Genomic DNA, 25,174 nt, shown 5'->3' on the forward strand with positions numbered 1-25,174 from the left:
CAATTTTCTGTTAGAGAGACTTCCTTAAATGCAGTTATCCGGTTACCTTCAGCGATTCGACAAAAGTCAGCTGCAGAACTTTACGAGTGGCTTGGGCGCACCCATCGTTTTACTCGCTATTATGGGCATGGTTATTTTACCCATGCCTCCGTTCTTATTAGACGTACTATTTAGTTTTAATATCGCCCTTTCTTTGGTCATTATCTTAGTGGCGGTATTAACCCAAAAACCCGTCGATTTTGGTATTTTTCCTTTAGTTCTGCTTATCGCAACCGTATTACGCTTGGCGCTAAACGTCGCCTCAACCCGTGTTGTATTACTCTACGGCCACGAAGGGGGAGATGCCGCCGGTAAGGTTATCGAAGCCTTCGGTGCTGTGGTTATCGGGGGTAACTATGCAGTGGGGGTTGTCGTTTTTGCTATCTTGCTCATTATCAACTTTAAAGTGGTTACAGCAGGGGCTGGACGTATCTCAGAAGTAAGTGCTCGCTTTACGCTTGATGCTATGCCAGGAAAGCAAATGGCTATCGATGCAGACTTGAATGCTGGGTATATCGACCAAGATCAAGCCCGCGCACGTCGTGAAGAAATTACCGCAGAAGCCGACTTCTATGGCTCTATGGACGGTGCGTCTAAATTTGTTAAAGGTGACGCCGTTGCCGGTCTGTTCATTATGTTAATTAACATTGTAGGCGGCTTGTTTATCGGTATGTTTCAGCACGATCTAAGTTTTGGACGTGCCATCGAGGTGTATACCATATTAACAATTGGGGATGGCTTGGTTGCGCAAATCCCATCGCTACTACTTTCCGTGGCTACCGCCATTATCGTTACCCGAGAAAATGAAACCCAAGAAATGGGTAAAGAAATTCGCGGTCAACTTGGGAATAATCAAGCCCTCTATATAGCCGCGGGCGTCTTGTTCGTAATGGGGATTATTCCAGGTATGCCCCATGTGGCCTTTTTAGGTTTCGCAGTATTAATTGCTGGCATTGCGTTTTGGCAGGGGGTAACAGCGAAGCGCAAAGCGGCACAACCGGTTGAGCCTACAGGCATGGTAAAAGATGAAAGCGTAGCGCCTGAGGTTAAAGAGCTCGGGTGGGATGACGTTCAGCAGGTAGATACCATAGGGTTAGAGGTGGGTTATCGACTTATCCCACTGGTAGATAAGTCGCAAGGCGGCGAGCTACTTACCCGAATTAAAGGGGTAAGGAAAAAGCTGTCGCAAGAGTTGGGGTTTTTGATCCCGCCTGTGCACATTCGCGATAACTTAGATTTAGAACCCAATACCTACACCATAGCGATGTTAGGTGTCACCATTGGTGATGCACAAATTAGTCACGAAGAAGAGTTGGCGATAAATCCAGGCCAAGTATTTGGAAAACTTGAAGGACGTGCCACCCAAGACCCAGCCTTTGGTTTAGACGCGGTATGGATTAAACCCAGCAAGCGTGAACATGCGCAAACCTTAGGTTATACGGTAGTAGATGCCGCCACAGTAGTTGCAACACACCTTAGCCAATTGCTTACCAACAATGCTTATCAGCTTTTAGGCCATGAAGAAGCACAGCAGTTATTAGATATGTTGGCGAAGCAACATCCGAAATTGGTGGAAGGCTTAGTACCAGATATATTGCCGCTTAGCACCATGGTTAAAGTGCTTCAAACTTTATTGTTTGAAGGCGTGCCTATTAGAGATATGCGCACCATAGTGCAAACCCTTAGCGAGTACGGGCCCCGTAGCCAAGACCCAGATGTATTGGTTTCTGCCGTACGTATTGCGCTTAAGCGTTTAATCGTCCAGGAAATTACCCAAGGCGCCAAAGAAATACCTGTCATAACCTTGGCGCCAGAGTTGGAACAGATGTTGCACCAGTCTTTACAAGCAGGTGGCGAGGACGGCGCTGGTATTGAACCAGGACTGGCAGATAAGTTGCAAAAATCATTGCAACAAGCGAGTCAGCAACAAGAACTTGAAGGTGAGCCTGCGGTATTACTCACCTCCGGCATGTTGCGCCCAGTACTTTCTCGCTTCTTAAAATACTCCGTTGCAGGCCTACATGTACTTTCGTACCAAGAAGTGCCTGACGACAAGCAGATAAAAATAGTCAGTTCGGTAGGTCAATAATCTGACGCTGGGTGATTGGAGAAGGTTGCAATGAAAATCAGACGTTTTTTTGGTAAAGACATGCGTGAAGCTCTGAGTCAGGTAAAAGCAGAGCTGGGAAGCGAAGCAGTTATCATGTCAAACCGAAAGGTGGCCGATGGAATTGAATTAGTCGCGGCCTATGACAAAGAGCCTGAAGGGCAATTCGCGGTAAAAAAACCGGTTCAACAGGCGGCTGCTAAGCCAGCGCAACAAAAAACCACCCCAAGTTTAAGTGAAATTATTGGCGACGATGGCCCTGATAGTTTAAAAGCGCTATTAGAAAAGCAACACGGTGGTAATAAACCCCAAGCTAAAGGCTACGAAGACGCACCCCGTCCAGTAGGTGGCAATCCGCAACACGCCAATGATATTGCATCGCACCTCGATTTTTCCGATGCGTTTATCGATGATGTTGAAGAGCAGCAGACTGCGAACGAATTTCCTGCACATCAAGCCGCGGGAATAGAAGACGTACCGCAGGTGCCATCAGCAGAGCTTTCGCAAATAAAGGAAGAGTTGGCCTCGTTACGTAACGTACTGCAACATCAAGTCGCCGACTTGATGGAAGCCAAGCAGCGCCGCCAGCAACCCGTTCACCATTATCTTATTCAACGTTTGACCGATATGGGCTTAAGCCCCGCTCTCGCAAGCCAGCTAATTAGCTATACGCCATCACACTATAACGAGCGTGATGCATGGGTATACCTTTTAAACCTATTGGCTAATCGTATTAATACAACAGGTAACGATATACTCAGCGAGCAAGGTGCAGTTGCATTAGTTGGTCCAACCGGCACGGGGAAGACAACAACAGTTGCAAAATTGGCTGCGCGTTACGCACAAAAATATGGCGCAGACTCGGTAGCAATGATTACCATAGATACTTATCGTATTGCTGCCTTTGAACAATTGGCAACCTATGGCAAAATCATCGGTTGTACCGTGAGAAAAGCACAAAGCAGTGAAGAACTCGCTGATTTGCTATTTCAATTACGGCACAAGCGTTTAGTGCTTATTGATACTGCGGGCTTTAGTCAGCGTGACAGTAGATTAATTAAACAAATTCAGCAATTTGACAATGGGCAAATGCAATCAGTGAAAAAATACTTGGTCGCGCAAGCGAATACCCAATATCCTGCATTGCAACGCATCATTGAAGCGTATGATGGTATTGAATTAAGCGGTTGTATCTTCACTAAGTTAGACGAGTGCTACTCTTTAGGAGAAGTGCTTAGTGCAGCGGTTGAATATCAACTTCCTGTAAGCTATGTGACGGACGGGCAGAAAGTTCCAGAAGATATTAAGGTAGCGGAAGCAAAATCTTTAGTATCTGCTGCTGCAAAGCTTTATAAAAAGTACGGTTTGAATCATACTAGTACCAATAATGTGATCAGAACAGCGCGAGCAGTATGATTGATGATCAAGCGAGTAGCTTACGAAAAATGAAGCAATCACGGCTAATTAAGGTTATCGCCGTCACCGGTGGTAAAGGTGGCGTGGGAAAAACCAATATTACCCTTAACACCGCTATTGCGATGGCTAAGCAAGGGAAACGTGTCATGGTATTGGATGCAGACTTAGGTCTGGCCAATGTTGATGTGATGCTAGGACTTAGGGTAGAAAAAAACCTATCTCATGTTCTTTCCGGCGAATGCACACTCGATGAGGTGTTAGTTACAGGGCCCCACGGAATAAAAATAGCACCAGCTACGTCTGGTTCTCAGTCTATGGCGGAACTCTCCCCTACAGAACATGCTGGGCTTATTCGTGCATTTAGTGAACTTCGTTCACAGATAGATGTGCTAATAGTGGATACTGCGGCCGGTATATCCGATATGGTACTTAGTTTCTCTAAGGCATCTCAGGATATCATGGTGGTAGTATGCGATGAGCCTACCTCTCTTACCGACGCCTATGCCCTTATCAAGATTCTTAATCGCGAACATGGCGTGTTTCGCTTTAAAGTTGTGGCCAATATGGTTCGCGATGTACGTGAAGGGCAAGAACTGTTTAGCAAATTGTCAAAGGTGACCGGGCGCTTTTTAGATGTAGCATTAGAATTAGTAGCAACCGTTCCGTTTGATGAAAATATTCGCAGAGCTGTGAGAAAGCAAACCTCTATTGTTGATGCCTATCCAAGTTCGCCTGCGGCAGTGGCAATCAGTCGTTTAGCGACTAAGGCACTCACCTGGCCTATTCCTTCTCAGCCAGGGGGGCATTTAGAGTTTTTCATTGAACAGTTAGTTTCAAACAAAGCAGTAGGAAATCAGCGTTGAACAGTAAGGCAGCCGCTTATCGACAACAAACCGATAAAGCGCAATTAGTTGAGCGACATGCGCCGTTAGTTAAGCGTATTGCCCACCACCTAATTGCGAGATTACCTGCCAGTGTATTAGTGGACGATTTAATCCAATCTGGCATGATAGGATTACTTGAAGCCGCACGAAATTTTGACGGCTCTAAAGGGGCCAGTTTTGAAACGTTTGCAGGTATTCGTATTCGCGGTGCCATGCTAGATGAAATAAGAAAAGGCGATTGGACACCCCGTTCGGTACATAAAAATGGACGCGCTATTACCGAAGCGATTTCTCAAGTTGAAGGAGAAACGGGGCGCGACGCGCGCGATGTAGATATTGCTGCAAAACTGAATGTTAGCATGCAAGACTATCACCAGATGTTAAATGAGGTAAATGCAGGTAAGCTTGTCGGCATTGAAGATTTAGGTGTATCAGAAGACGTTATATCCACTGATAAAAATCGCGGCATTGATGCACCCCTTGATGACCTTATGCAAGGCGCCTTCCAAAAAGCGTTAGCACAAGCTATAACCACGTTACCAGAGCGAGAAGCTATTGTACTGTCGTTATACTACGATGAAGAACTTAACCTAAGAGAAATAGGTGAAGTGCTTGATGTGAGTGAATCGAGAGTCAGTCAAATTCATAGTCAGGCCATGTTAAAACTCAAATCTCGAATGAAGTCTTGGCGAGCTGACGAAGAATAGATATTAATAACAATTAACCCCTCACTGGAGGCTATTTTGGATAAAAATATGAAGATTCTTGTGGTTGATGATTTTTCCACCATGAGACGTATCATAAAGAACCTGCTTAAAGATTTGGGTTTCGCCAATATCCAGGAAGCGGACGACGGCAATACCGCGTTACCTATGCTTCAGCAAGGCGACTTTGACTTTGTCGTCACCGACTGGAATATGCCTGGCATGCAAGGTATTGATTTGTTGCGTGCTATCCGCGCCGACGAAAAACTAAAACACCTGCCTGTATTAATGGTAACTGCGGAAGCCAAAAAAGAACAAATTGTTGCCGCCGCACAAGCGGGCGTTAACGGATATGTTGTCAAACCTTTCACGGCCGCAACCTTGAAAGAAAAACTCGATAAAATTTTCGAACGTTTAGGTTAATCCAGGCGCTCACAAGAAAAATGAGGTTTACTGGATGACAGCAAACGTAAATGTGCCCATTTCCCTAGACGAAGCTAAACAGTTAGTCAGGTATTTGGAAGAAGGTGACAATGCGTCAGCGAGTGCCATCTTAGAAGCGGTTTCAATGAAAGAGTCGATAGAGCTCTTTGCAGAGGTAGGAAAATTAACCCGTCAACTTCATGACGCGTTAAATAACTTTCAAATTGATGAACGCATTAAAGATCTCGCCAACGACGATATCCCAGACGCACAAACTCGTTTGACCTACGTTATTGAAGAAACAGAAAAAGCCGCCAATACCACGATGGACGCTGTTGAAGAAAGTATGCCTATCGCCGAGACTTTGTCAGGGCGAATTGAAAAGGTGATGCCAGAGTGGAAAAAGCTGATGAGCCGTCAAATAGAACTAGGCGAGTTTAAAGCCCTGTGTGGTGATCTCGACGAGTTACTTGAAGAGGGCGTAGATCAATCAGCCAAACTAACCCAGTTACTTACCGAAGTGCTAATGGCACAGGGGTATCAGGATTTAACCGGACAAGTTATTCGCCGGGTTATAGATTTGGTGAAGGAAGTAGAAGAAAGCTTAGTGAATATGCTTACCATGTTCGGTGAGCCTGAGTCGTCAGATACGACCAAACCAGCGGTCAAGACAGTCAAAAAAGCCGATAATGTTGTGGCAGAAGGCCCTATTATCGATGCTGAGAAACGCGATGACGTTGTTTCGGGGCAAGATGACGTCGATGATCTTTTGTCTAGCTTAGGTTTTTAGGGGAGCAGGCGCATGTCGTTTGATGTTGACGAGGAAATATTACAGGACTTTCTGGTGGAAGCCGGAGAGATACTTGAACAATTACAAGAACAACTCGTTGATCTTGAGAACCACCCAGAAGACGCTGATTTACTTAATGCGATTTTTCGCGGCTATCATACAGTAAAAGGCGGGGCTGGCTTTCTTTCACTTACCGAATTGGTAGAAATTTGCCACGGAGCGGAAAACGTATTTGACGTTATGCGTAATGGGCAACGTACACTTACACCCGAGTTGATGGATATTATTCTACAGGCAACCGACGTTGTTGTAGATATGTTTGAAAAGGTGAAATCGAGAGAACCTTTGGTTCCCGCTGATGCGCAACTTGTCGATACACTTCATAAACTCAGTCACCCCGAAACCCCTGATGAAAATATTTTTGCTACGGACAGTGAAACGCAACAATCCAGTGAGCCAGTGGAAGAGTTTTCAATAGAGAAACCAGCCACAGACCCATTTTCATCAAAAAGTGACGGCGGAATTGACGAGATTACTGAAGACGAATTTGAAGCATTATTAGACGAGCTCCATGGCGCTGGTGGCCCAAGCGGTAGCAAGCCCACTACAGCCGCACCTACGCCAGTTGAAGCCGAACCTTCAACCGCCGGTGATGATATTACCGATGATGAATTTGAAGCCTTGTTAGATGAGCTTCATGGAAAAGGTCAGTTTGGCAAAGAAGATACGCCGCCAGCGCCAGCTGCACCTGTAGTGACAGAGCCCTCTACAGATACTACCAGTAATGGTGATGAAATATCGGACGATGAATTTGAAGCTTTGCTAGACCAATTACATGGCGCAGGACAGGGGCCATCAACGTCGGTAAGTGCGCCCACCAATAAGCCGCCTGTAGATACAAAGGCGACTGATGCCATAAATAAGGCGAAGCAAGAACAGCAAAAATCCACGCCAGCGGCCCCCGCTAAAGCACAACAACCTGCTGCGAAGAAACCAGAGGTTAGTGCGCCTGCTGCGCAAAACAAAGGCAAGAAAGAAGACAAAAAAGACGACAAAAAAGCGTCTCCTTCAGCGCCTCAGGGTGAAACTACAGTTCGTGTAGATACCAAGCGACTCGACCAAATTATGAATATGGTAGGGGAATTGGTATTGGTGCGAAATCGGTTATTAAGTTTAGGCATTAACTCAAACGATGAGAGTATGTCGAAGGCAATCGCCAACCTCGATGTAGTTACCGGAGACCTACAAGGCGCGGTAATGAAAACCCGTATGCAGCCAATTAAGAAAGTGTTTGGCCGCTTCCCTCGGGTAGTACGCGATCTTGCCCGTAGTCTTAAGAAAGAAATTACACTTGAGCTTGAAGGCGAAGAAACAGATTTAGATAAAAACTTGGTAGAGGCGTTGGCTGATCCTTTGGTTCACTTAGTGCGAAACTCAGTGGATCACGGTGTAGAAATGCCTGATGAGCGCGTGGCAGCAGGCAAGCCTCGGATGGGAACAGTTAAACTGTCTGCGTCCCAAGAAGGGGATCATATCCTACTTACCATTGAAGATGATGGTAAGGGGATGGATCCTGAAAAGTTAAAAGAGATTGCTATTAGCCGTGGGGTGCTCGATGCAGATGCCGCCGCACGCATGTCAGATGTTGAAGCGTTTAATCTTATCTTTGCGCCAGGCTTTTCGACCAAAACTGAAATAAGTGATATTTCAGGTCGGGGCGTGGGCATGGATGTGGTAAAAACTAAGATTAACCAGCTAAATGGTACGGTTAATATCGACTCACAGCTTGGTAAGGGTACGCGCCTTGATATCAAGGTACCACTAACATTAGCCATACTGCCTACGTTAATGATTGTTGTTGGTAAACAAACCTTTGCGTTACCCCTTGGGGCGGTGAACGAAATTATTAATATGGACATCAAAAAGACCAATACGGTAGATGGCCAGTTAACAATGATCGTGCGTTCAAAGGCGATCCCACTCTTTTTCTTAGCAGAGTGGTTAATACGTGGTCCAAAGGATATCGAAAGGGACAAAGGCCATGTAGTTGTTGCCCAAATAGGAACACAGCAAGTGGGTTTTGTAGTTGACGCGCTAATTGGTCAAGAAGAAGTGGTGATAAAACCGCTGGACGCGTTACTCCAGGGTACTCCGGGAATGGCGGGTGCAACGATCACTTCCGATGGCGGTATCGCACTCATTTTAGACGTTCCAAGTTTACTCAAGCGCTACGCACGTAAACCCTTGAAGTAAGACGACGAAGCAAATAGGAATAAACATCCATGGTCTTTAAAGTCCTGGTCGTGGACGATTCAGCTTTTTATCGTCGTCGAGTACGTGAAATACTTGATGATGATAGAGAGCTAGAAGTCATTGGCGAAGCCAGAAATGGTCGTGACGCCTTAGAAAAAATTGAAACGCTATCACCTGATGTCATCACAATGGATGTTGAAATGCCGGTGATGGACGGGATTTCGGCGGTGAAAGCAATAATGGCATCGCGCCCTCTTCCTATTCTAATGTTTTCCTCGCTTACCCATCATGGCGCGCAGGCGACCCTAGATGCCTTAGAAGCCGGCGCCCTCGATTTTCTACCGAAAAAATTTGAAGATATTGCTAAAGATAGAAAAGATGCAGCGCGATTATTGTGTACTAAGGTACGTTTAATTGCACGTAGGGGTTTAGGTCTAAGACGATTAACCACTAAACGCATAGAGCCAAGAAAGCTTCCCGACAATGCACCAGCGCCAAGGTTGATACGATCATCTGGCTTATTGTCGGGTAGGCAAGGGGCCGCTTTGCAGCCTACTGTTTCGTCTGTCAAAGCCTCCGGAAAGCATTATCATTGTTTAGCCATAGGTGCGTCCACCGGCGGTCCTGTAGCCCTTCAAAAGGTCTTAGCCCCCTTACCGGCTAACTTCGCCTATCCCATTGTATTGGTTCAGCATATGCCAGGAACCTTCACCACCGCTTTTGCCCAACGATTAAATGGGCATTGCAACATTAATGTGAAGGAAGCTGAGCACGGCGATATATTGAAACCGGGCTGGGCTTATTTGGCACCCGGTGGGCGACAACTGTTAATTGAAGCAAAAGGCCCTTATAAAACCATCGCCATTACCGATGCTAATCCGGGCGGGAAGATAAGTTATAAACCCAGTGTCGATTTAACGTTTGGGTCATTAGCAAAAGCCTATGGTGGTGACGTGTTAGGCATTATTCTTACCGGTATGGGAGCTGACGGTAGAGAAGGTAGTCGATTACTGAAAGATAAAGGGGCCACCATATGGGCGCAGGACCAAGATTCCTGTGTCGTTTATGGTATGCCACAGGCGGTAACTATGGCCAATATTTCGGTGAAAAGTATTAATATTGATGATATGAGTAACTGTATACAAACTGAAATGAAGTAAATGTTTTCATTGAAAAGGCGTATACACGCATGCGTTGTGCTAGGAATTGCTAAATGAAAGTGTGGACCGTCGCAAACCAAAAAGGTGGTGTAGGTAAAACCACTACTACCGTATCGCTCGGTGGCTTGTTAGCACAGGCGGGAAAGCGGGTGTTAATGGTAGACACAGATCCTCACGCGTCATTAAGCTACTATTTCGGCATTGATACCGAGGCGTTAAGTCACTCGGTATACGATATTTTTATTCAATCTCGGAACATTACTGCCGATAAGGTATTGGATTGTTTGTGTCCGACCAAACTAGATAATTTGTATGTGCTACCTGCTACCATGGCATTAGCAACCCTAGATAGATCTATGGGAAGCGAACAGGGGATGGGGTTGGTATTGAAAAAAGCATTGGCAAAAGTAGCGCATGAATTTGATGTGGCCATTATTGACTGTCCTCCTGTGTTAGGGGTGCTGATGGTTAATGCCCTTGCTGCATGCAATAAAGTTATTGTGCCAACACAAACAGAATACCTTGCATTAAAGGGGCTAGATAGAATGATACGAACCATGGAAATCATGGGTAGGTCGTTGCAAAAGTCCTTCGATACGGTGATTGTACCTACCATGTTTGACAAGCGTACCAATGCAGCCCTCGCATCGCACAAGCGGCTTGTTTCTGATTACGGTGAGCGTGTATGGCGGGGAGTGATCCCCGTAGATACTCATTTTAGAGATGCCAGTTTAGTACAGTTGCCTATTTCGGTTGCCTACCCGAAGACACGAGGCGTAAGCGCATATGCTAAACTACTAGAGGCGCTGGAGAAATAACGTAACATGAGTAAGCAATCACCCTTTGCACGTGAAGACGTTATGGAGGCATATCTAGATAGCCTTCTTAACGAGCAGGTAAAGCCTGACGATGCTAGCGTTCGTGCCTCTCGCTTGCTTGAACAAGCAGCGCAACAGATTGCCGATGAAAGTCAGACATCAGGGGTGGATATAGGTCTAGGGGAGCAAGAGATTGCACAAGACACCCCTCAAGTTTCATCGATTGATGATATAGATGTAGCCAGGCAAGACGATGCGCAGTTTATTGAAGATATAAACCAACAGGTTGCAAGTGACGATGCGAATACCATTGATGATAGCGTAGTAAGCAATCCAAAGCTGGCATTAAAAGATAGACTCGATGAGCATTTTCAGGCGCTATTTTTTGACGTTGCCGGGTTAACCCTAGCCGTGCCGCTGATTACGCTTGGTGGTATACATCAATTAGGTAAAATAGGCCCCTTATTTGGTAAGCCTGACTGGTTTATGGGGGTGATGCTACATCGAGAGGAAAAACTCAATGTAGTGGATAGTGCAAGATGGGTAATGCCAGAAAAATATGATGAAACACTCGAACAATCGCTTAACTACCGATATCTTATTATGTTAGGCGAGAGTCAGTGGGGGCTGGCTAGTGAAAAACTAGTCAACACAGTCACTCTATCAAAAGCTGACGTCAAATGGCGTGAGTCTGTAGGAAAACGTCCTTGGCTAGCCGGGATGGTAAAAGAAAAAATGTGCGCGTTAATCGACGTTAGCGAATTAATAATTATGCTTAACAAAGGCTTAGGCAGTAACGACCAGACGCCATAGTATTGGGAGCCAGGTTCATGAGCGATGAAAGAACAAATAGTAACAACACTGATAACGATGAGATCCTTCAGTGGGTAACCTATCGTTTAGGTGAAGAGACGTATGGGATTAACGTAATGCAGGTTCAAGAAGTATTACGTTATACCGAGATAGCCCCCGTGCCCGGTGCTCCAGATTACGTTTTAGGGATCATCAATTTACGGGGTAATGTAGTCACTGTTATTGATACACGTGCTCGCTTTGGGCTGCCGCCGGCGGAAATGACCGATAACACCCGTATTGTGATTATAGAGTCAGACGAGCAAGTTGTTGGTATCTTGGTGGATAGTGTAGCCGAGGTGGTTTACTTGCGATCTTCTGAAATTGATAGTGCGCCAAATGTAGGCACTGAAGAGAGTGCTAAATTTATCCAAGGCGTGAGCAATCGAGATGGCGAGCTACTTATCTTAGTCGATCTTAACAAGTTGTTAAGTGATGAAGAATGGGACGAATTAAGTAGTATATAAACGCGTCTTAATCACAACGACAAAAAAGAGCAGCATGTGTTGTCTGCTCTTTTGTTTCATCTTTTCTAGGGTGTAAAGAGGCATAGTTCACATGGAAATGCAGTGGGTAGCGCCAACGACAATTGAACTTGCACTAATCGTGGTTGTTATTATTTTAGCCGCGCTGATAGGCGTGATATTTGTAAAGATAAGAACGGTCTATCAACTACTTCACACTCATGAGCAGCAAAACGCACAGAAAATAGCCGCCGCGGAAGCAGCAGTGCGTAACTTTGCCCACCAACAAAACGAAGACCAAGCCCGCAGTCTTGTGGTCACACGTCATATTCAATCATTGCAACAAAAGTTTGATGAATTTGAAAGCCAAATTCGAGAATTGAAACTGCAAGATCCTTCCCTGCGACTTTATCAACGCGCTGCAGAGCTAGTAAAACAAGGCGCTTCTATAGAAGAGGTGATGGAAGCCTGCGATATTCCCCGCGCTGAAGCAGAGATGCTAAGTATGGTACATAGACAACCCGACACAGGGTTATAGAAAATTCATTTGGACGTCTAGACGTAAAGATGTTGACATACTCTGGTTAATTGCCACAATACAGTCATAGTAAATAATGACTGGAGCTTTGTATGCCGATTCGTATCCCCGACCAACTCCCCGCACAAAATGTGTTATTAGGTGAAAATATTTTCACTATGGATATGGACAGGGCTGCAAGCCAGGAAATTCGTCCATTAGAAGTTGGTATTTTGAATTTAATGCCAAATAAAATTGAGACTGAAGTACAACTGCTCCGCCTACTGTCTAATACGCCGCTGCAAATTAATGTAGACTTTATTCGTATTGATAATCAAGCACCAAAGCACACGCCGCAGTCTCATATGGACGCCTTCTATCACGACTTCTCTTCAATAGCGAATAAGAAATACGATGGCCTTATCGTAACTGGGGCCCCCCTTGCTATGCTTGATTATGAAGAAGTGAAGTACTGGGATACTATGACCACTATCCTTGAATGGGCGCAGCGCCATGTAAACTCAACACTGTATCTTTGTTGGGCGGCCCACGCGGCCATGTATCACTTTTACGGTGTAACCCGTAAACTGCGTGAAAATAAATTCTCTGGGGTGTTTTCTCATCGTGTAAACGACCCTAATAATGAGCTTCTACGTGGTTTCGACCCGGTGTTTTATGCCCCTCACTCACGGTACGGTCATATAGACACATCGTTATATAATAAGGCAGATGGCTTGCAAGTGGTGGCAGAGTCTGATGATGTGGGTGCATATATTGTGGCGTCCCATGATAAGCGTATGGTGTTTGTTACTGGGCACCCTGAGTACGATCCCGATACTTTAAAAGATGAATATTTTCGTGATCTGCAGTCAGGTCAGCAACCCGCAATTCCGAAGAACTATTTTACGAATGACGACCCGACCCAATCACCCATAGTACAATGGCGCTCCCATGGAAGTTTGTTATTTACCAATTGGCTAAACTATTACGTTTACCAGACCACGCCATATGATTTAAACCAGCTTGCTGAAAAACCGCAGCCTAAGAGGTAACCCGTGAGCCGACAAACCACTTCAAACCAAAAGCGCGCCCTATTACTAGAGGCAGCGAAACAGCGTATTCTTATTCTTGATGGTGCAATGGGTACCATGATCCAAGAACATAAACTGGAAGAAGAAGACTATCGCGGTACACAGTTTGCCGATTGGCATTGTGATGTAAAAGGAAATAACGACCTGCTATCGGTTACCCAGCCAGATATTATTTATAATATTCATTGTGACTATTTTGCCGCTGGCGCAGATATTGTAGAAACCAATACGTTTAATGCCACCACGATAGCCATGGCAGATTACGATATGCAAACCCTATCACGGGATATTAATTTGGCGGCTGCGAAAGTAGCACGTAAAGCCGCAGATGCGTTTACCGCCAAAACACCCGAAAAGCCCCGGTTCGTTGCGGGCGTTCTTGGGCCCACGAACCGCACCGCCTCTATCTCTCCCGATGTAAACGACCCGGGAAAGCGTAACGTTACTTTTGATGAATTAGTTGAAGCGTATACTGAGTCCACCGAAGCGCTTATCGAGGGCGGTGTAGATTTGATCATGTTAGAGACTATTTTCGACACCCTTAACGCTAAGGCCGCGGCCTATGCGGTGGAAGGTGTATTTGAAAAACTTGGGGTGTCGTTACCGGTTATGATCTCAGGTACCATAACCGATGCATCTGGTCGCACATTATCGGGGCAGACAGCTGAAGCGTTCTATTACTCTATGTGTCATATTTCACCATTCTCCTTTGGCTTAAATTGTGCGTTAGGGCCCGACTTATTACGCCAATATGTAGAAGAAGTCGCTAATGTTAGCGAGTGCTTAGTATCGGCGCATCCTAATGCCGGACTGCCCAATGAATTTGGCGAATATGATATGGAAGGGCCGGAAATGGCCGCCCATATTAAAGAGTGGGCGACCTCTGGGTTGGTCAATATCGTGGGCGGTTGTTGCGGAAGTACCCCGCAACACATTGCAGAAATAGCCAATGCCGTGGCCGATATTAAGCCCCGCATCGTGCCGACACTAGCGCCAAAAATGCGTTTGTCGGGCCTTGAGCCATTTGTACACTAGGAGGCAGTGTGAGCGCAGATTTTTCAAATTTTATTAATATCGGTGAACGTACCAATGTTACTGGTTCTGCTCGCTTCAAGCGTTTAATACTTGAAGGCGATTATGAAACGGCCTTAGACGTCGCCCGTCAGCAAGTCGAAAATGGAGCACAAATCATCGATATTAATATGGATGAAGCCATGCTCGATTCTGAGCAAGCGATGGTGACCTTTTTAAATTTAATTGCTTCTGAACCTGATATTAGCCGTGTACCAATTATGATCGACTCCTCAAAGTGGGATGTTATCAGAGCGGGGCTAAAGTGTGTGCAGGGCAAAGCTATTGTAAACTCTATTAGCTTAAAAGAAGGGGAGCAAAGCTTCCTATCGCAAGCCAAAGAGATAAAACGTTTTGGTGCTGCTACCGTGGTAATGGCATTTGATGAAAAAGGTCAAGCCGATACCAAACAGCGCAAAGTAGAAATATGCCAGCGCAGCTATAAGTTACTGACCGAAGAAATAGGGTTTCCGCCAGAAGACATTATTTTTGACCCAAATATCTTCGCTGTCGCCACAGGCATAGAAGAGCACGATAACTACGCAGTGGACTTTATCGAGGCCACGCGAGAGATTCGTAAAACGTGCCCCTACGCCCACATTTCAGGCGGTCTTTCGAATATTTCTTTCTCATTTCGTGGCAATAACCCCGTGCGTGAAGCCATGCATTCGGTGTTTCTTTATTATGCTATTCGCGCCGGTATGGACATGGCAATTGTCAACGCGGGGCAACTAGAAGTTTATGATGAAATTCCAAAAGAACTGCGCGATGCAGTAGAAGATGTAATATTAAACCGGCGTAGCGATTCAACCGAACGCCTTCTTGATATAGCGCCAAATTACCAAGGCGATGGTAAAGCCGCAGCAAAAGATGACCTGAGTTGGCGTGAACAGCCGGTTACTAAACGTTTAGAGCATGGGCTAGTAAAAGGGATCACCGATTATATAATCGAGGATACTGAGGCTGCGAGGTTAGAAGCAGAGCGCCCCCTTCATGTTATTGAAGGGCCGTTGATGGATGGAATGAACGTGGTAGGTGATTTGTTTGGTGAAGGTAAAATGTTCCTTCCCCAAGTAGTAAAGTCAGCCCGTGTAATGAAAAAAGCCGTCGCGCATCTTCAGCCCTATATCGAAGCCGAAAAGTCCGATGGTGCTAAGAGCAACGGCAAAATATTACTGGCAACAGTAAAAGGCGATGTACACGATATTGGTAAAAATATTGTGGGTGTTGTACTTCAATGCAATAATTTTGAAGTTATTGATTTAGGCGTAATGGTGCCTGCGGCAACCATCCTTCAGATTGCAAAAGAAGAGCAGGTAGACATGATTGGCCTATCAGGCCTTATTACACCTTCACTTGACGAAATGGTGCATGTCGCCAAAGAGATGGAACGTCAAGGCTATGAAATTCCATTGCTTATTGGTGGTGCGACAACGTCTAAAGCGCATACCGCAGTTAAAATAGAACAAAATTATCATGCCCCTGTAGTGTACGTTCCAAACGCCAGCCGTGCGGTAGGGGTATGTCAAAAGCTATTAAATAAGGGATCTCGCGATATATTTTCAGCTGAGTTAAGCCGCGAATATGACAAGGTACGAGAGCAGCATGCACGGAAGAAACCCCGCAGCAAACCTGTGCCGTTGGCCCAAGCAAGGGAAAATGCGTATCGGCCAGACTTTACTGTGCCCCCTATAGTTCCTAATAAGTTGGGCGTAACCCCAGTTACTGTAGATTTAGCTACGCTTCGCGAGTATATCGATTGGACACCGTTTTTCTTAACCTGGTCTTTAGCTGGAAAGTACCCGCGCATTCTTGAAGATGACGTGGTGGGTGAGCAGGCGCGCTCGTTGTTGGCTGACGCAAATGAAATGCTTGACAACGTAATTGAAAACGGTCAATTACAGGCCAAAGGGGTTGTGGGGTTATTTCCTGCAAACCGGGTTGGCGACGATATCGAAATTTATAAAGATGAGGATCGAACACAGGTTATAGGGGTGGCTCATCACTTACGACAGCAAACGCTAAAAGAAAAGTTTGCAAACTATTGCTTGTCAGATTTTGTCGCTGAGAAAAGCGCTAATATTGCTGATTACATTGGCGCCTTTGCAGTAACGGGTGGCATTGGAGAAGATGAATTAGCAAATAGCTATATTGCTGCGGGCGATGACTATAATGGCATAATGGTCAAAGCAGTTGCAGACAGATTGGCTGAAGCCTTTGCTGAGTATTTACATGAAAAAGTTCGCAAAGAATACTGGGGTTATGCATCAGATGAGGCATTATCTAATGACGATCTTATCCGTGAAAAATACCAAGGTATTCGGCCGGCGCCTGGTTATGCAGCGTGTCCAGAGCATACTGAAAAACAGTTGATTTGGGAATTGCTTGATGCGCAAAAGCATACTGGAATGAAGCTAACGGAAAGTTATGCAATGTGGCCTGGCGCTTCAGTATCGGGGTGGTATTTCTCTCATCCTGAGTCGAAATACTTCGCGGTCGCTAAAATTCAATCGGATCAGATGGAAGATTATGCCGCACGTAAAGGATGGACCTTAGAAGAAGCCGAGAAGTGGTTGGGGCCAAACTTAAATGACTAGTTACTCGCGATAATGCCATGATGGAAAAACCATTTAGCCAAGCTTGCGAAAACAACAAGCACCCCATTTTGCGGGTGCTTAGTCGTGCCTTTAGCCAAACCCAGCGTGTTTTAGAGATAGGTAGCGGCACTGGCCAGCACGGCGTATTTTTCGCACAAGGTTTGCCCCACTTAAACTGGCATTGTAGTGATCAGGTTGGCTACCATGGCGGTATTAATCGTTGGATAGCTGACGCTGGATTAAACAATATCCTGCCACCCACTTGTTTTAAAGTGGGTGAGGATGAATTCCCAGGTATTACCGAAAACCTCACATTTGATGGCGTTTTTAGCGCAAATACGGCCCATATCATGCAAAAGCATGAGGTTGTACAGCTTATGTCATTAATCGACAAGCACCTCCCCAAAGAGGGTGTATTTTGCCAGTATGGCCCCTTCACCCGCGACGGTGAATTTTCCTCGCAAAGTAACGTTAATTTTCATCATGATCTGCTTCGCCGTGGTTGCGGCGGATACCGTGATGTTAATGAATTAACGCAGTGGGCGCCCTCCCTTACATTAGTAACTGTCCACAGTATGCCCGCGAACAATCTGCTTTTAGAATGGCGAAAAAACTAGCTTTCTGTCTGTTTACCGCGCAATCTTTTAATTTGTTTTAAATTATATACGTTAGTTTAATTGTGTTTTTCAAAATACATAGTTGTAAAGCGGCGCATTCTATTACACAGTAAGAATATCAACCTCATGGGTCCACGATAGGTTATTTCACCAGGGCCTCTATACGCTATTTCTTTCTTCATCATTTGATGAATATGCAGCATGACGCTACCAAGCTATAGAGAGACAGCGAATGCTTACCTGATGTGGAAATTTTATACTCTTGTGTTCACAACGAGGTTGGTGCGAAGTTAATCCTAAATAACAATAAAAAATTTTGAGAAGTACCTATGACAACGCTTTCACTCCAGAAAAAATTCATGTTAATTGTCGGCGGAAGTATTGCTGTTATGCTACTTATCGCTGCTATCTTTCTCGTTAATTTGGTTGCCGATAGCACACGCACAAGAGTAGAGCAGGAAGTGTCTTCCTTAGTTGCTCGGGAAGCTAACGCTGTGGAGGGGTTTTTTAGTAAATACGGGGGAGTCGCCGACACGTTTCTAAGTAGCCCGTTCGTAACAGACTTTTTTTATCAACATACGGCTCGGGGCATTAACGACCAACAACTTACCAATAGCACACGTATCTATCAACTATTTAGTAATATCAGTGACGCAGACCCAAATATTAAATCGGCGTTTTTCGGCTCCGCCATAACAGGTGAGTATTTTTATGAAGAAGGGCGGGTAGGTGTTGATAGTAGTGGAGAGCATGCAGGAGACCCAGCCTACGGTTACTTCACAACTAAGCGTCCGTGGTTTAACACCGCAGTGGATAAGGGGCAGTTGTACGTCACGCCACCGGCTGTTGATTCTCAAGACGGCAGCGTGTCAGCGGTAGTACAAGCGCCGGTATATTCTAAGGGCAAGCTTATTGGGGTTGGCGGTGTTGATATTCTTATCAGCACAATTGGTAGTGTTATCGATAGTATTCGCTACGAAGGACAAGGCACCGCGTTTTTACTCGATGATGAACAAAACATTGTTTATTTTCCAAAGCAAGAGGAGGCGCTACCGTTAAGTTCGCCTATTGCCGATTTTGACAAGGTGTTCCCCCAATCGTCTTCTTTTTCATCGTTGGCCACCACTATCGCCAATAGCAAAGAAGGGATAAAAACGGTAACGTGGAAAGGGCAAGAATATGTTGCTGTTTTTCGCCACGCCTCTTTAACTACACCTACCATGGATTGGTCGTTAGGTATTTTGATACCAGCGAGCATTATCAATACGCCAATCAATAATGCGATTACTGCTGCGGTAATTATTGCTGCGGTAATTATCGTCTTAATTGCGGTTATCACCTTTTTAGCCAGCGCTAAAATTACTCAGCCTTTGGTGAAAATGCGTAATGCAATGGCGGAAATTGCCAGTGGTGATGGTGATTTAACGCAACGATTAGACGTATCCAGCCACGATGAGATTGGCGCACTAGCGAAGGAGTTTAATAAATTCACCGATAAATTGCGTAGTTTGCTAAAAGATACCGCAGAAAATACGAAAGCGGTGGCGGCGGCTGCCGATCATCTAAGGGATGTGTCGCAAAATACCAGTAAAGAAATTAATCAAGGCCGCAACCAGGTAGATAATGTGTCGACAGCGGTTACTCAGATGACTGAAAAGGTTGTTGAAATATCGAGCAATCCCTCTCAATCAAGTCGAGCGGCTACCGAAGCTGACGCGCTTGTGCGAAGCGGCCAACAGCAAGCTAAAGAGGCGGTGGCAGAAATTCACGCATTGGCAGCATCAGTCACTGAAGGGGTGGAAGTGGTAAGCGGTCTTAGTAAGGAATCTGACAATATTGGCGCCGTGATTGATGTAATTAACAGTATTGCCGAACAAACGAATCTGTTGGCATTAAATGCCGCAATCGAAGCCGCCCGGGCAGGTGAACAAGGCAGAGGGTTTGCTGTAGTGGCTGATGAAGTTCGCTCGCTGGCTAGCCGTACACAAAAATCTACCACAGATATCAGAGGCATGGTGGAACGTTTACAACATATGGCAGAGCAGACCGATACGGTAATGAACAACGGCAAAACACGCTCTAAGCTTAGTGTGGAGAAAACAGAAAAGGTGGTGGCTACGTTAGGGCAGATTAACCAAGCTATAAGCCAAGTACACCAACAAAGTACCCACATTGCTAACGCGACGGAGCAACAAACCGACGTGGCACAAGAAATTAACGCCTCGTTACTTGCTATAACTGACTTAAGCGATAGAACGAGTCAACATGCAGAAGAACTGGCGGTTGAAGCCACACAACTTAGTGGCGTATCGAACGATCTGAATGACCTGGTAGGCCAATTTAAAATATAAGGTTATTTCGCGATAAGGTGCTTCCATTACGCGCAATGTCGTGAAGGAAGCACAACCTTTGAATAAGGCTAATTTTTACTAACTTATTTGAATATAGTTGTTTGCTATCAATGCATAACGAGCAGAAGTAAGTTACTGTGAGAGCACTTTTTTTAACGAAGGAAAAATTATGTCTTTTTCAGTAAACCACTATTTCGATAATAAAGTGACCTCAATTGCGTTTGAGTCGGCGAATGGCCCTGTCACCTCCGGTGTTATGTCTCCCGGTGAATATACGTTCGACACGAGTAAACGTGAACTAATGAAAGTAGTGGAAGGTGAACTTACTGTTCGTTTACCGGGTAATGATGAGTGGCAGTCATTTCCAGCGGGTAGCGAATTTAATGTAGACGCGAATGTTTCGTTTGACGTGAAAGTCGCCTCTGCTACGGCATACCTATGCTTCTATAGCTAGTTCGCCTATAGGGTATAATGGCACGCGCTAATCGTTATTCACGTTATTGTGGCTTAATGCAAGTTCGATAAATGCGTCCACAAAGCCTAGTGGGTCACTGTCTTTGCGGTGGCCCAAGTAGAGGGTCTTCTTTAAACCGTGCTCGCCTAAGGGCCTATAGCCGAGTTGCTGTACCTCTCTTGATTCATCAATCAACCACTTTGGCAACGCTGTTATACCACGTCCCGACGCCACCATTTGCAAAATTATTTCCGTAGTTTCTATTTTCCTATGATCTTTAACCGTGCAACCAGCCGGGGTTAAAAAGTGGGAAAATATATCTAAACGGCTTTGCTCTACGGGGTATGAAATAAGTGTTTCTTCGGCTAATTGGTCGGGGCGTACATACGGCTGGGTAAGTAGGCTATGCCCACGATGCATAACAAGTACCTGTTCGTAATCGAATACTGCAGTATAGTTTATGGTTGCTAGGTGTAATGGGTCTGGGGTAAGAAGTAAGTCTATATCATACCCATGCAACGCCTGAAGACCGCCAAAAGAAAACGCCCTACGTACGTCCACATCAACATCTGGAAAGGCCTTTAAAAAGGGGGCCACCACTTTAAGTAGCCACTCAAAACAGGGATGGCATTCCATACCGATACGCAAGGTACCTTGCTTACCCTCGGCTATTTTTCGTAATTGCGCCTCGGCGTGCTCAAATTGGGGAAGTACCCGGTTCGCCAAACTTAATATGCTCTTGCCTGCTTGGGTTAATACCAGGGTTCTTCCTTCTTTTCGCCATATAGGGACATTAAAGGAGTTTTCCACTTTTTTCATGGCGTGGCTTAATGCTGACTGGGTTAAAAATAGTGCTTTTGCTGCTTCTGTCATGGTTCCATGCTGTGCAATAGCGCTAACTATTCTCAAATGTTGACGTTCTATCATGTTCGCTATGAATTTTTCTCATTAGTTTAGACGAAATGTAGCATAACTGTTCATTGCTTTGTTGGGATTTGATGCGGCGACGGAGGTTCTCGCATAACTAGCGCACGCATTGAGGCACTACTCATCGTAATTTACGATCTTCACTGCGTTAGACAGCCTCGAGTAAATAATATCTCTTATAATACTGCTAATCTCTCGAAATGTTTGTCGACCTGGCGCGGTGTTACGCCACGCTAACGCGTGCTGACGCTCAATGGGCATGCCATCAATTTCACACACATGCAGTGCTTCGGGGTTATGTAGTTCTGAGTGAATATAAAGCCCGGGTAAAAAAGCCACCCCCATGCCCATAACAACCATCTGTCGTAGCGTATCTAAGCTGGTACCTTCATAGTCTCGTTGTAAGCTGGCGCCAATTTCATTGCATATATTTAGTACTTGATGGTGAAAGTGGTGTCTATCTTCCATGGTGAGTACTTTTTCACCGCGCAGTTCGCTTGCTTTTACAAATGCCTTACCTGCTAATTTATGGTCCGAAGGCACCACAAATTTAAGCGGCTCTTTAAACAATGGGCTGGTAATAAGTTGCGAATTTTCACCGGTAAGCGGCGATAATATTAGGTCGTATTCGCCGTGAAGTAGTCCTTGTTGCAGTGCCTGAGGTGCCGCTTCACGGACATAAAACCGCAATCCCGGCTTCTTTTGATGTAACTCGGGTAGTACATGAGGCAATAAGTAGGGGCCTAGGGTAGGTGGGATCCCTAAGCGGAAAGTAATCACTTCGCCTTCGGCAAGATCCCGAGCGGTTTCACTGAATCTTTGGGCTGAAGCCAGCACTTCTTCTGCTATTTTTAAAAGCGACTTCCCTTGCGGCGATAATAGCGTTCCAGTGCGCGAACGTTCGAATAAGACTAAGCCTAAATGCGCCTCTAGCGCACTAATCTGACTCGTCAGGGTAGGTTGACTTATACCAAGTACCGCCGCTGCTTGGCGAAAACTCAAGTACTTTGCTACGGTAACAAAATAGCGTATTTGGTTAATTGATGGAATTTTACCGTTTAAGTGCATGGTGGTCCTATTAAAAATAAGAGTAAAATACGAACCTGATAGTCAATGTCTATCACGAGTTGGTATATTAATCTATCAGGTGACACTCACTTACACGATAAATGAAAATAATTACTATAGTGGAGAATATTATGGATCACGTCATCTCAGGTGTTGCTAAATTCCAGAAGGAAGTGTACCCCGGCAAGAAAGCGAAATTTCAAAAGTTGGCGAACGGACAGAATCCAGAAGTCCTATTTATCACGTGTTCAGATTCACGTATCGATCCTAACTTAGTGACGCAGACCGACCCAGGTGAGCTATTTATTTGTCGAAATGCTGGCAACATTATTCCGCCTCATAGCAATCAAACAGGGGGAATGACTGCTTCTATCGAGTTTGCTGTGGCAGCATTAGGCGTTTCTCATATTGTGGTATGTGGCCACACAGACTGTGGCGCAATGAAAGGCGCAATTAACCCAGACGGTCTTGATTCGCTCCCCCATGTGAAAGAATGGTTAGGTCACTGTCGCGTGGCTACGGATGTGGTTAAAGAGCGCTGCGGCTCCAACGAACTTTCTTTAGATGATTTAGAAGCGGTAACGAAAGAAAATGTTGTTCAGCAAATTCAACATCTCCGTACCCACCCATCAGTGGCGGCAAAAATCTCTACTGGTCAAGTGAAATTGCACGGTTGGGTTTATAATATTGGAAGCGGCGAAGTGCTTTGCTACAACGAAGAAAATGGCGAATTTAAAGCGATGGACCAAAGCGCTGCAGAAGCGCAATTAGCGCGTAAAGAATAGGAGCTGGTCTTATGATTAAGCTTAACCTTAGTAATCTTCGTGGTGATTTTACCGGTGGTTTAACCGCCGGTATTGTTGCCTTGCCTCTTGCATTAGCATTAGGGGTAGCGTCTGGGCTTGGGCCTATGGCTGGCTTGTATGGCGCAATCGCAGTAGGTTTTTTTGCTGCGCTATTTGGCGGCACGCCGTCTCAAATTTCCGGGCCAACAGGCCCTATGGTTGTTGTATTAGCAGGCTTGTTTGCGAGTTTATCCGGTGATGCGAGCCTTATTTTCACCGCAGTGGTGCTTGCAGGTGTTTTCCAAATTGTGTTTGGGGTACTCGGTGTAGGTCAATACATTCGTTTAGTCCCTTACCCGGTCATTTCCGGCTTTATGTCGGGAATTGGCGCTATTATCATTATTTTGCAATTGGGCCGTCTATTAGGTCACGAGCCTCCAGGCGGTACTATCGGAGCGCTGAGTTACCTACCCACAGCGTTGGCTGACATTAACTTTTATACCCTAGCCCTAGGGGTGGGAACCTTGGTTATTGCCTATAAATGGCCGCCTGCATTGGGTAAATTTGTGCCGGGCGCGCTAGCGGCGTTAATTATTGGTACCTTAGTGAGCCTTGCGATTAGTGTTCCTGTGCTTGGTGATATTCCTACTGGCTTACCAAGCTTACATCTACCCGTATTTGACCAAAGTAAAGCGCTACTTATTATAGAGGCGGCGTTTATTCTTGCCATATTAGGGGCTATAGATAGCTTGCTTACCTCATTGGTTGCAGACAACATGACACGCACCCGTCATGACAGTAATAGAGAACTGATTGGTCAAGGTATTGGTAATACAGTAGCAGGCTTAATCGGAGGTATTTCAGGCGCTGGTGCCACTATGCGTACTGTGGTGAATATTCGTAGCGGCGGTAAATATAATATATCAGGTATGGTGCATGCACTTGTACTGCTCGCTATAGTGTTGGGTTTAAGCCCCTTAGCGGCGCAAATTCCTCATGCTGTACTTGCCGGAATTCTGGTTAAAGTTGGCTTAGATATTATTGATTGGAGCTACTTAAAACGCGCGCACAAAGGCCCTCGTTGGGATTTTGCGCTTATGCTTACCGTTTTGGGGTTAACCGTATTTGTTGACCTTATTACTGCCGTGGGTGTGGGTGTTGTTTTTGCCGCGCTCGCGTATGTAAGGCAAATTGCGCAATTACAAATTGAGGAACTTAGAAAAATTCCTGAAGCGCTTAACGATCCGAAAGAAAATGCGCTACTAGAAAAGTTAAAGGACAAAGTCACTATATTCAGTTTCGGCGGTCCTCTAAGTTTCGGCGCTGCAGCTGATGTAGGACATCATGTTCGCGAACGTGTGAAGCCAGGTTCTAAAGTTACCATCCTTGATTTCACCCGAGTGCCACTGATGGATGTGTCAGCAGCTATGGCTGTTGAAACGGTTACCTCGGACGCTAAATCTGCAGGCAGACAGCTTGTCATTTGCGGTGCGAATGCTGACGTGAACAAGGTATTGGAAAGTATAAACGCCCATCACCCTGAAATCGTCGCCTTTGATAACCTTCATGACGCACTTGTTTATGCAGAAAAGCAGGTAGCAGGAACTGATAGCACAAACCCACGCTTTCAAGCCGCCACCCAAGTGTAAATAACCCTTTTGTTCCCATCCCTTTTTGAGCCCTCTTATGAGGGCCTTTTTTTACCTAAAATGGCGCGGTGAGATAGCGTGCAAAACAAAAAAAACGTATAAGGCTATCCTTATACGGTTTTTATATTTACACAGGC

General features: G+C 45.4%; 22 protein-coding genes. 20 read left to right on the plus strand and 2 right to left on the minus strand.

Annotated features, from left to right (window positions below; all coding sequences use genetic code 11):
• Positions 1–28 precede the first annotated feature (28 nt).
• From flhA to ppnP, 18 genes are all read left to right on the plus strand, one after another.
• Entirely contained in the window at positions 29–2,128 is a 2,100-nt protein-coding gene (gene flhA / locus GTH32_RS11475) for a flagellar biosynthesis protein FlhA (protein ID WP_163085843.1), read from the plus strand.
• A gap of 30 nt (positions 2,129–2,158) precedes the next feature.
• Entirely contained in the window at positions 2,159–3,562 is a 1,404-nt protein-coding gene (gene flhF, locus GTH32_RS11480) for a flagellar biosynthesis GTPase FlhF (RefSeq protein WP_163085845.1), read from the plus strand.
• The gene (locus tag GTH32_RS11485; protein WP_163085847.1) at positions 3,559–4,425 is read left to right on the plus strand and encodes a MinD/ParA family ATP-binding protein; all 867 of its coding nucleotides are present in this window, start codon (positions 3,559–3,561) and stop codon (positions 4,423–4,425) included. Before flhF ends, GTH32_RS11485 begins: the two co-directional genes overlap by 4 nt.
• Positions 4,422–5,153, plus strand: coding sequence for an RNA polymerase sigma factor FliA (locus tag GTH32_RS11490; RefSeq protein WP_163085849.1), 732 nt, complete (start codon positions 4,422–4,424; stop codon positions 5,151–5,153). Before GTH32_RS11485 ends, GTH32_RS11490 begins: the two co-directional genes overlap by 4 nt.
• Before the next feature lie 36 nt (positions 5,154–5,189).
• Positions 5,190–5,573, plus strand: coding sequence for a chemotaxis response regulator CheY (gene cheY, locus GTH32_RS11495; RefSeq protein ID WP_163085851.1), 384 nt, complete (start codon positions 5,190–5,192; stop codon positions 5,571–5,573).
• A 34-nt stretch (positions 5,574–5,607) separates the two neighbouring features.
• Positions 5,608–6,363: a protein phosphatase CheZ gene (locus GTH32_RS11500; protein ID WP_163085852.1), complete on the plus strand. Its 756-nt coding sequence runs from the start codon at positions 5,608–5,610 to the stop codon at positions 6,361–6,363.
• Between the two features lie 12 nt (positions 6,364–6,375).
• A complete protein-coding gene (locus GTH32_RS11505) occupies positions 6,376–8,616 on the plus strand; it encodes a chemotaxis protein CheA (protein WP_163085854.1) in 2,241 nt (746 codons plus the stop codon).
• Between the two features lie 29 nt (positions 8,617–8,645).
• Positions 8,646–9,776: a protein-glutamate methylesterase/protein-glutamine glutaminase gene (locus GTH32_RS11510; RefSeq protein WP_163085856.1), complete on the plus strand. Its 1,131-nt coding sequence runs from the start codon at positions 8,646–8,648 to the stop codon at positions 9,774–9,776.
• A gap of 53 nt (positions 9,777–9,829) precedes the next feature.
• Positions 9,830–10,594 carry a ParA family protein gene (locus GTH32_RS11515; RefSeq protein ID WP_163085858.1) on the plus strand — a complete coding sequence of 255 codons (765 nt, stop codon included), beginning with the start codon at positions 9,830–9,832 and terminating at the stop codon, positions 10,592–10,594.
• Positions 10,595–10,600: 6 nt separating this feature from the next.
• The gene (locus GTH32_RS11520) at positions 10,601–11,407 is read left to right on the plus strand and encodes a chemotaxis protein CheW (RefSeq protein WP_163085861.1); all 807 of its coding nucleotides are present in this window, start codon (positions 10,601–10,603) and stop codon (positions 11,405–11,407) included.
• 17 nt (positions 11,408–11,424) lie between these two features.
• A complete protein-coding gene (locus GTH32_RS11525; RefSeq protein WP_163085863.1) occupies positions 11,425–11,913 on the plus strand; it encodes a chemotaxis protein CheW in 489 nt (162 codons plus the stop codon).
• 91 nt (positions 11,914–12,004) lie between these two features.
• Positions 12,005–12,448, plus strand: coding sequence for a DUF2802 domain-containing protein (locus GTH32_RS11530; protein ID WP_163085865.1), 444 nt, complete (start codon positions 12,005–12,007; stop codon positions 12,446–12,448).
• 92 nt (positions 12,449–12,540) lie between these two features.
• Positions 12,541–13,479 carry a homoserine O-acetyltransferase MetA gene (gene metA, locus GTH32_RS11535; RefSeq protein ID WP_163085867.1) on the plus strand — a complete coding sequence of 313 codons (939 nt, stop codon included), beginning with the start codon at positions 12,541–12,543 and terminating at the stop codon, positions 13,477–13,479.
• Positions 13,480–13,482: 3 nt separating this feature from the next.
• Positions 13,483–14,553, plus strand: a complete 1,071-nt coding sequence (locus GTH32_RS11540) for a homocysteine S-methyltransferase family protein (protein ID WP_163085869.1) — start codon at positions 13,483–13,485, stop codon at positions 14,551–14,553.
• Between the two features lie 8 nt (positions 14,554–14,561).
• Complete coding sequence (metH, locus tag GTH32_RS11545; RefSeq protein WP_163085871.1) at positions 14,562–17,186, plus strand: methionine synthase; 2,625 nt, start codon at positions 14,562–14,564, stop codon at positions 17,184–17,186.
• A 17-nt stretch (positions 17,187–17,203) separates the two neighbouring features.
• Positions 17,204–17,803: a DUF938 domain-containing protein gene (locus tag GTH32_RS11550; protein WP_163085873.1), complete on the plus strand. Its 600-nt coding sequence runs from the start codon at positions 17,204–17,206 to the stop codon at positions 17,801–17,803.
• 329 nt (positions 17,804–18,132) lie between these two features.
• Entirely contained in the window at positions 18,133–20,154 is a 2,022-nt protein-coding gene (locus tag GTH32_RS11555; protein ID WP_163085875.1) for a methyl-accepting chemotaxis protein, read from the plus strand.
• A 169-nt stretch (positions 20,155–20,323) separates the two neighbouring features.
• Positions 20,324–20,608, plus strand: a complete 285-nt coding sequence (gene ppnP, locus GTH32_RS11560; RefSeq protein ID WP_163085877.1) for a pyrimidine/purine nucleoside phosphorylase — start codon at positions 20,324–20,326, stop codon at positions 20,606–20,608.
• Positions 20,609–20,635: 27 nt separating this feature from the next.
• Here the strand turns inward: ppnP and GTH32_RS11565 are convergent, their stop codons facing one another.
• Together GTH32_RS11565 and GTH32_RS11570 are read right to left on the minus strand one after the other, a co-directional pair.
• Entirely contained in the window at positions 20,636–21,535 is a 900-nt protein-coding gene (locus tag GTH32_RS11565; protein ID WP_163085878.1) for a LysR family transcriptional regulator, read from the minus strand.
• Positions 21,536–21,652: 117 nt separating this feature from the next.
• Positions 21,653–22,603, minus strand: a complete 951-nt coding sequence (locus GTH32_RS11570) for a hydrogen peroxide-inducible genes activator (RefSeq protein WP_163085880.1) — start codon at positions 22,601–22,603, stop codon at positions 21,653–21,655.
• A gap of 131 nt (positions 22,604–22,734) precedes the next feature.
• Between GTH32_RS11570 and GTH32_RS11575 the strand changes: the two genes are divergently transcribed.
• Entirely contained in the window at positions 22,735–23,388 is a 654-nt protein-coding gene (locus GTH32_RS11575; protein WP_163085882.1) for a carbonic anhydrase, read from the plus strand.
• 11 nt (positions 23,389–23,399) lie between these two features.
• Positions 23,400–25,037, plus strand: coding sequence for a SulP family inorganic anion transporter (locus GTH32_RS11580; RefSeq protein ID WP_163085884.1), 1,638 nt, complete (start codon positions 23,400–23,402; stop codon positions 25,035–25,037).
• Positions 25,038–25,174: the final 137 nt, after the last annotated feature.

Source organism: Alteromonas profundi (assembly GCF_010500865.1).
In the GTDB taxonomy this organism is placed as follows: Bacteria; Pseudomonadota; Gammaproteobacteria; order Enterobacterales; family Alteromonadaceae; genus Alteromonas; species Alteromonas profundi.

What these genes read in the sequence shown, in the direction of transcription:
- flhA (WP_163085843.1), top strand. Translation starts at nt 29, where the DNA reads ATGCAGTTATCCGGTTACCTTCAGCGATTCGACAAAAGTCAGCTGCAG.
- flhF (WP_163085845.1), top strand. Translation starts at nt 2,159, where the DNA reads ATGAAAATCAGACGTTTTTTTGGTAAAGACATGCGTGAAGCTCTGAGT.
- GTH32_RS11485 (WP_163085847.1), top strand. Translation starts at nt 3,559, where the DNA reads ATGATTGATGATCAAGCGAGTAGCTTACGAAAAATGAAGCAATCACGG.
- GTH32_RS11500 (WP_163085852.1), top strand. Translation starts at nt 5,608, where the DNA reads ATGACAGCAAACGTAAATGTGCCCATTTCCCTAGACGAAGCTAAACAG.
- GTH32_RS11505 (WP_163085854.1), top strand. Translation starts at nt 6,376, where the DNA reads ATGTCGTTTGATGTTGACGAGGAAATATTACAGGACTTTCTGGTGGAA.
- GTH32_RS11510 (WP_163085856.1), top strand. Translation starts at nt 8,646, where the DNA reads ATGGTCTTTAAAGTCCTGGTCGTGGACGATTCAGCTTTTTATCGTCGT.
- GTH32_RS11515 (WP_163085858.1), top strand. Translation starts at nt 9,830, where the DNA reads ATGAAAGTGTGGACCGTCGCAAACCAAAAAGGTGGTGTAGGTAAAACC.
- GTH32_RS11520 (WP_163085861.1), top strand. Translation starts at nt 10,601, where the DNA reads ATGAGTAAGCAATCACCCTTTGCACGTGAAGACGTTATGGAGGCATAT.
- GTH32_RS11525 (WP_163085863.1), top strand. Translation starts at nt 11,425, where the DNA reads ATGAGCGATGAAAGAACAAATAGTAACAACACTGATAACGATGAGATC.
- GTH32_RS11530 (WP_163085865.1), top strand. Translation starts at nt 12,005, where the DNA reads ATGGAAATGCAGTGGGTAGCGCCAACGACAATTGAACTTGCACTAATC.
- metA (WP_163085867.1), top strand. Translation starts at nt 12,541, where the DNA reads ATGCCGATTCGTATCCCCGACCAACTCCCCGCACAAAATGTGTTATTA.
- GTH32_RS11550 (WP_163085873.1), top strand. Translation starts at nt 17,204, where the DNA reads ATGATGGAAAAACCATTTAGCCAAGCTTGCGAAAACAACAAGCACCCC.
- GTH32_RS11555 (WP_163085875.1), top strand. Translation starts at nt 18,133, where the DNA reads ATGACAACGCTTTCACTCCAGAAAAAATTCATGTTAATTGTCGGCGGA.
- ppnP (WP_163085877.1), top strand. Translation starts at nt 20,324, where the DNA reads ATGTCTTTTTCAGTAAACCACTATTTCGATAATAAAGTGACCTCAATT.
- GTH32_RS11565 (WP_163085878.1), bottom strand. Translation starts at nt 21,535, where the DNA reads ATGATAGAACGTCAACATTTGAGAATAGTTAGCGCTATTGCACAGCAT.
- GTH32_RS11570 (WP_163085880.1), bottom strand. Translation starts at nt 22,603, where the DNA reads ATGCACTTAAACGGTAAAATTCCATCAATTAACCAAATACGCTATTTT.
- GTH32_RS11575 (WP_163085882.1), top strand. Translation starts at nt 22,735, where the DNA reads ATGGATCACGTCATCTCAGGTGTTGCTAAATTCCAGAAGGAAGTGTAC.
- GTH32_RS11580 (WP_163085884.1), top strand. Translation starts at nt 23,400, where the DNA reads ATGATTAAGCTTAACCTTAGTAATCTTCGTGGTGATTTTACCGGTGGT.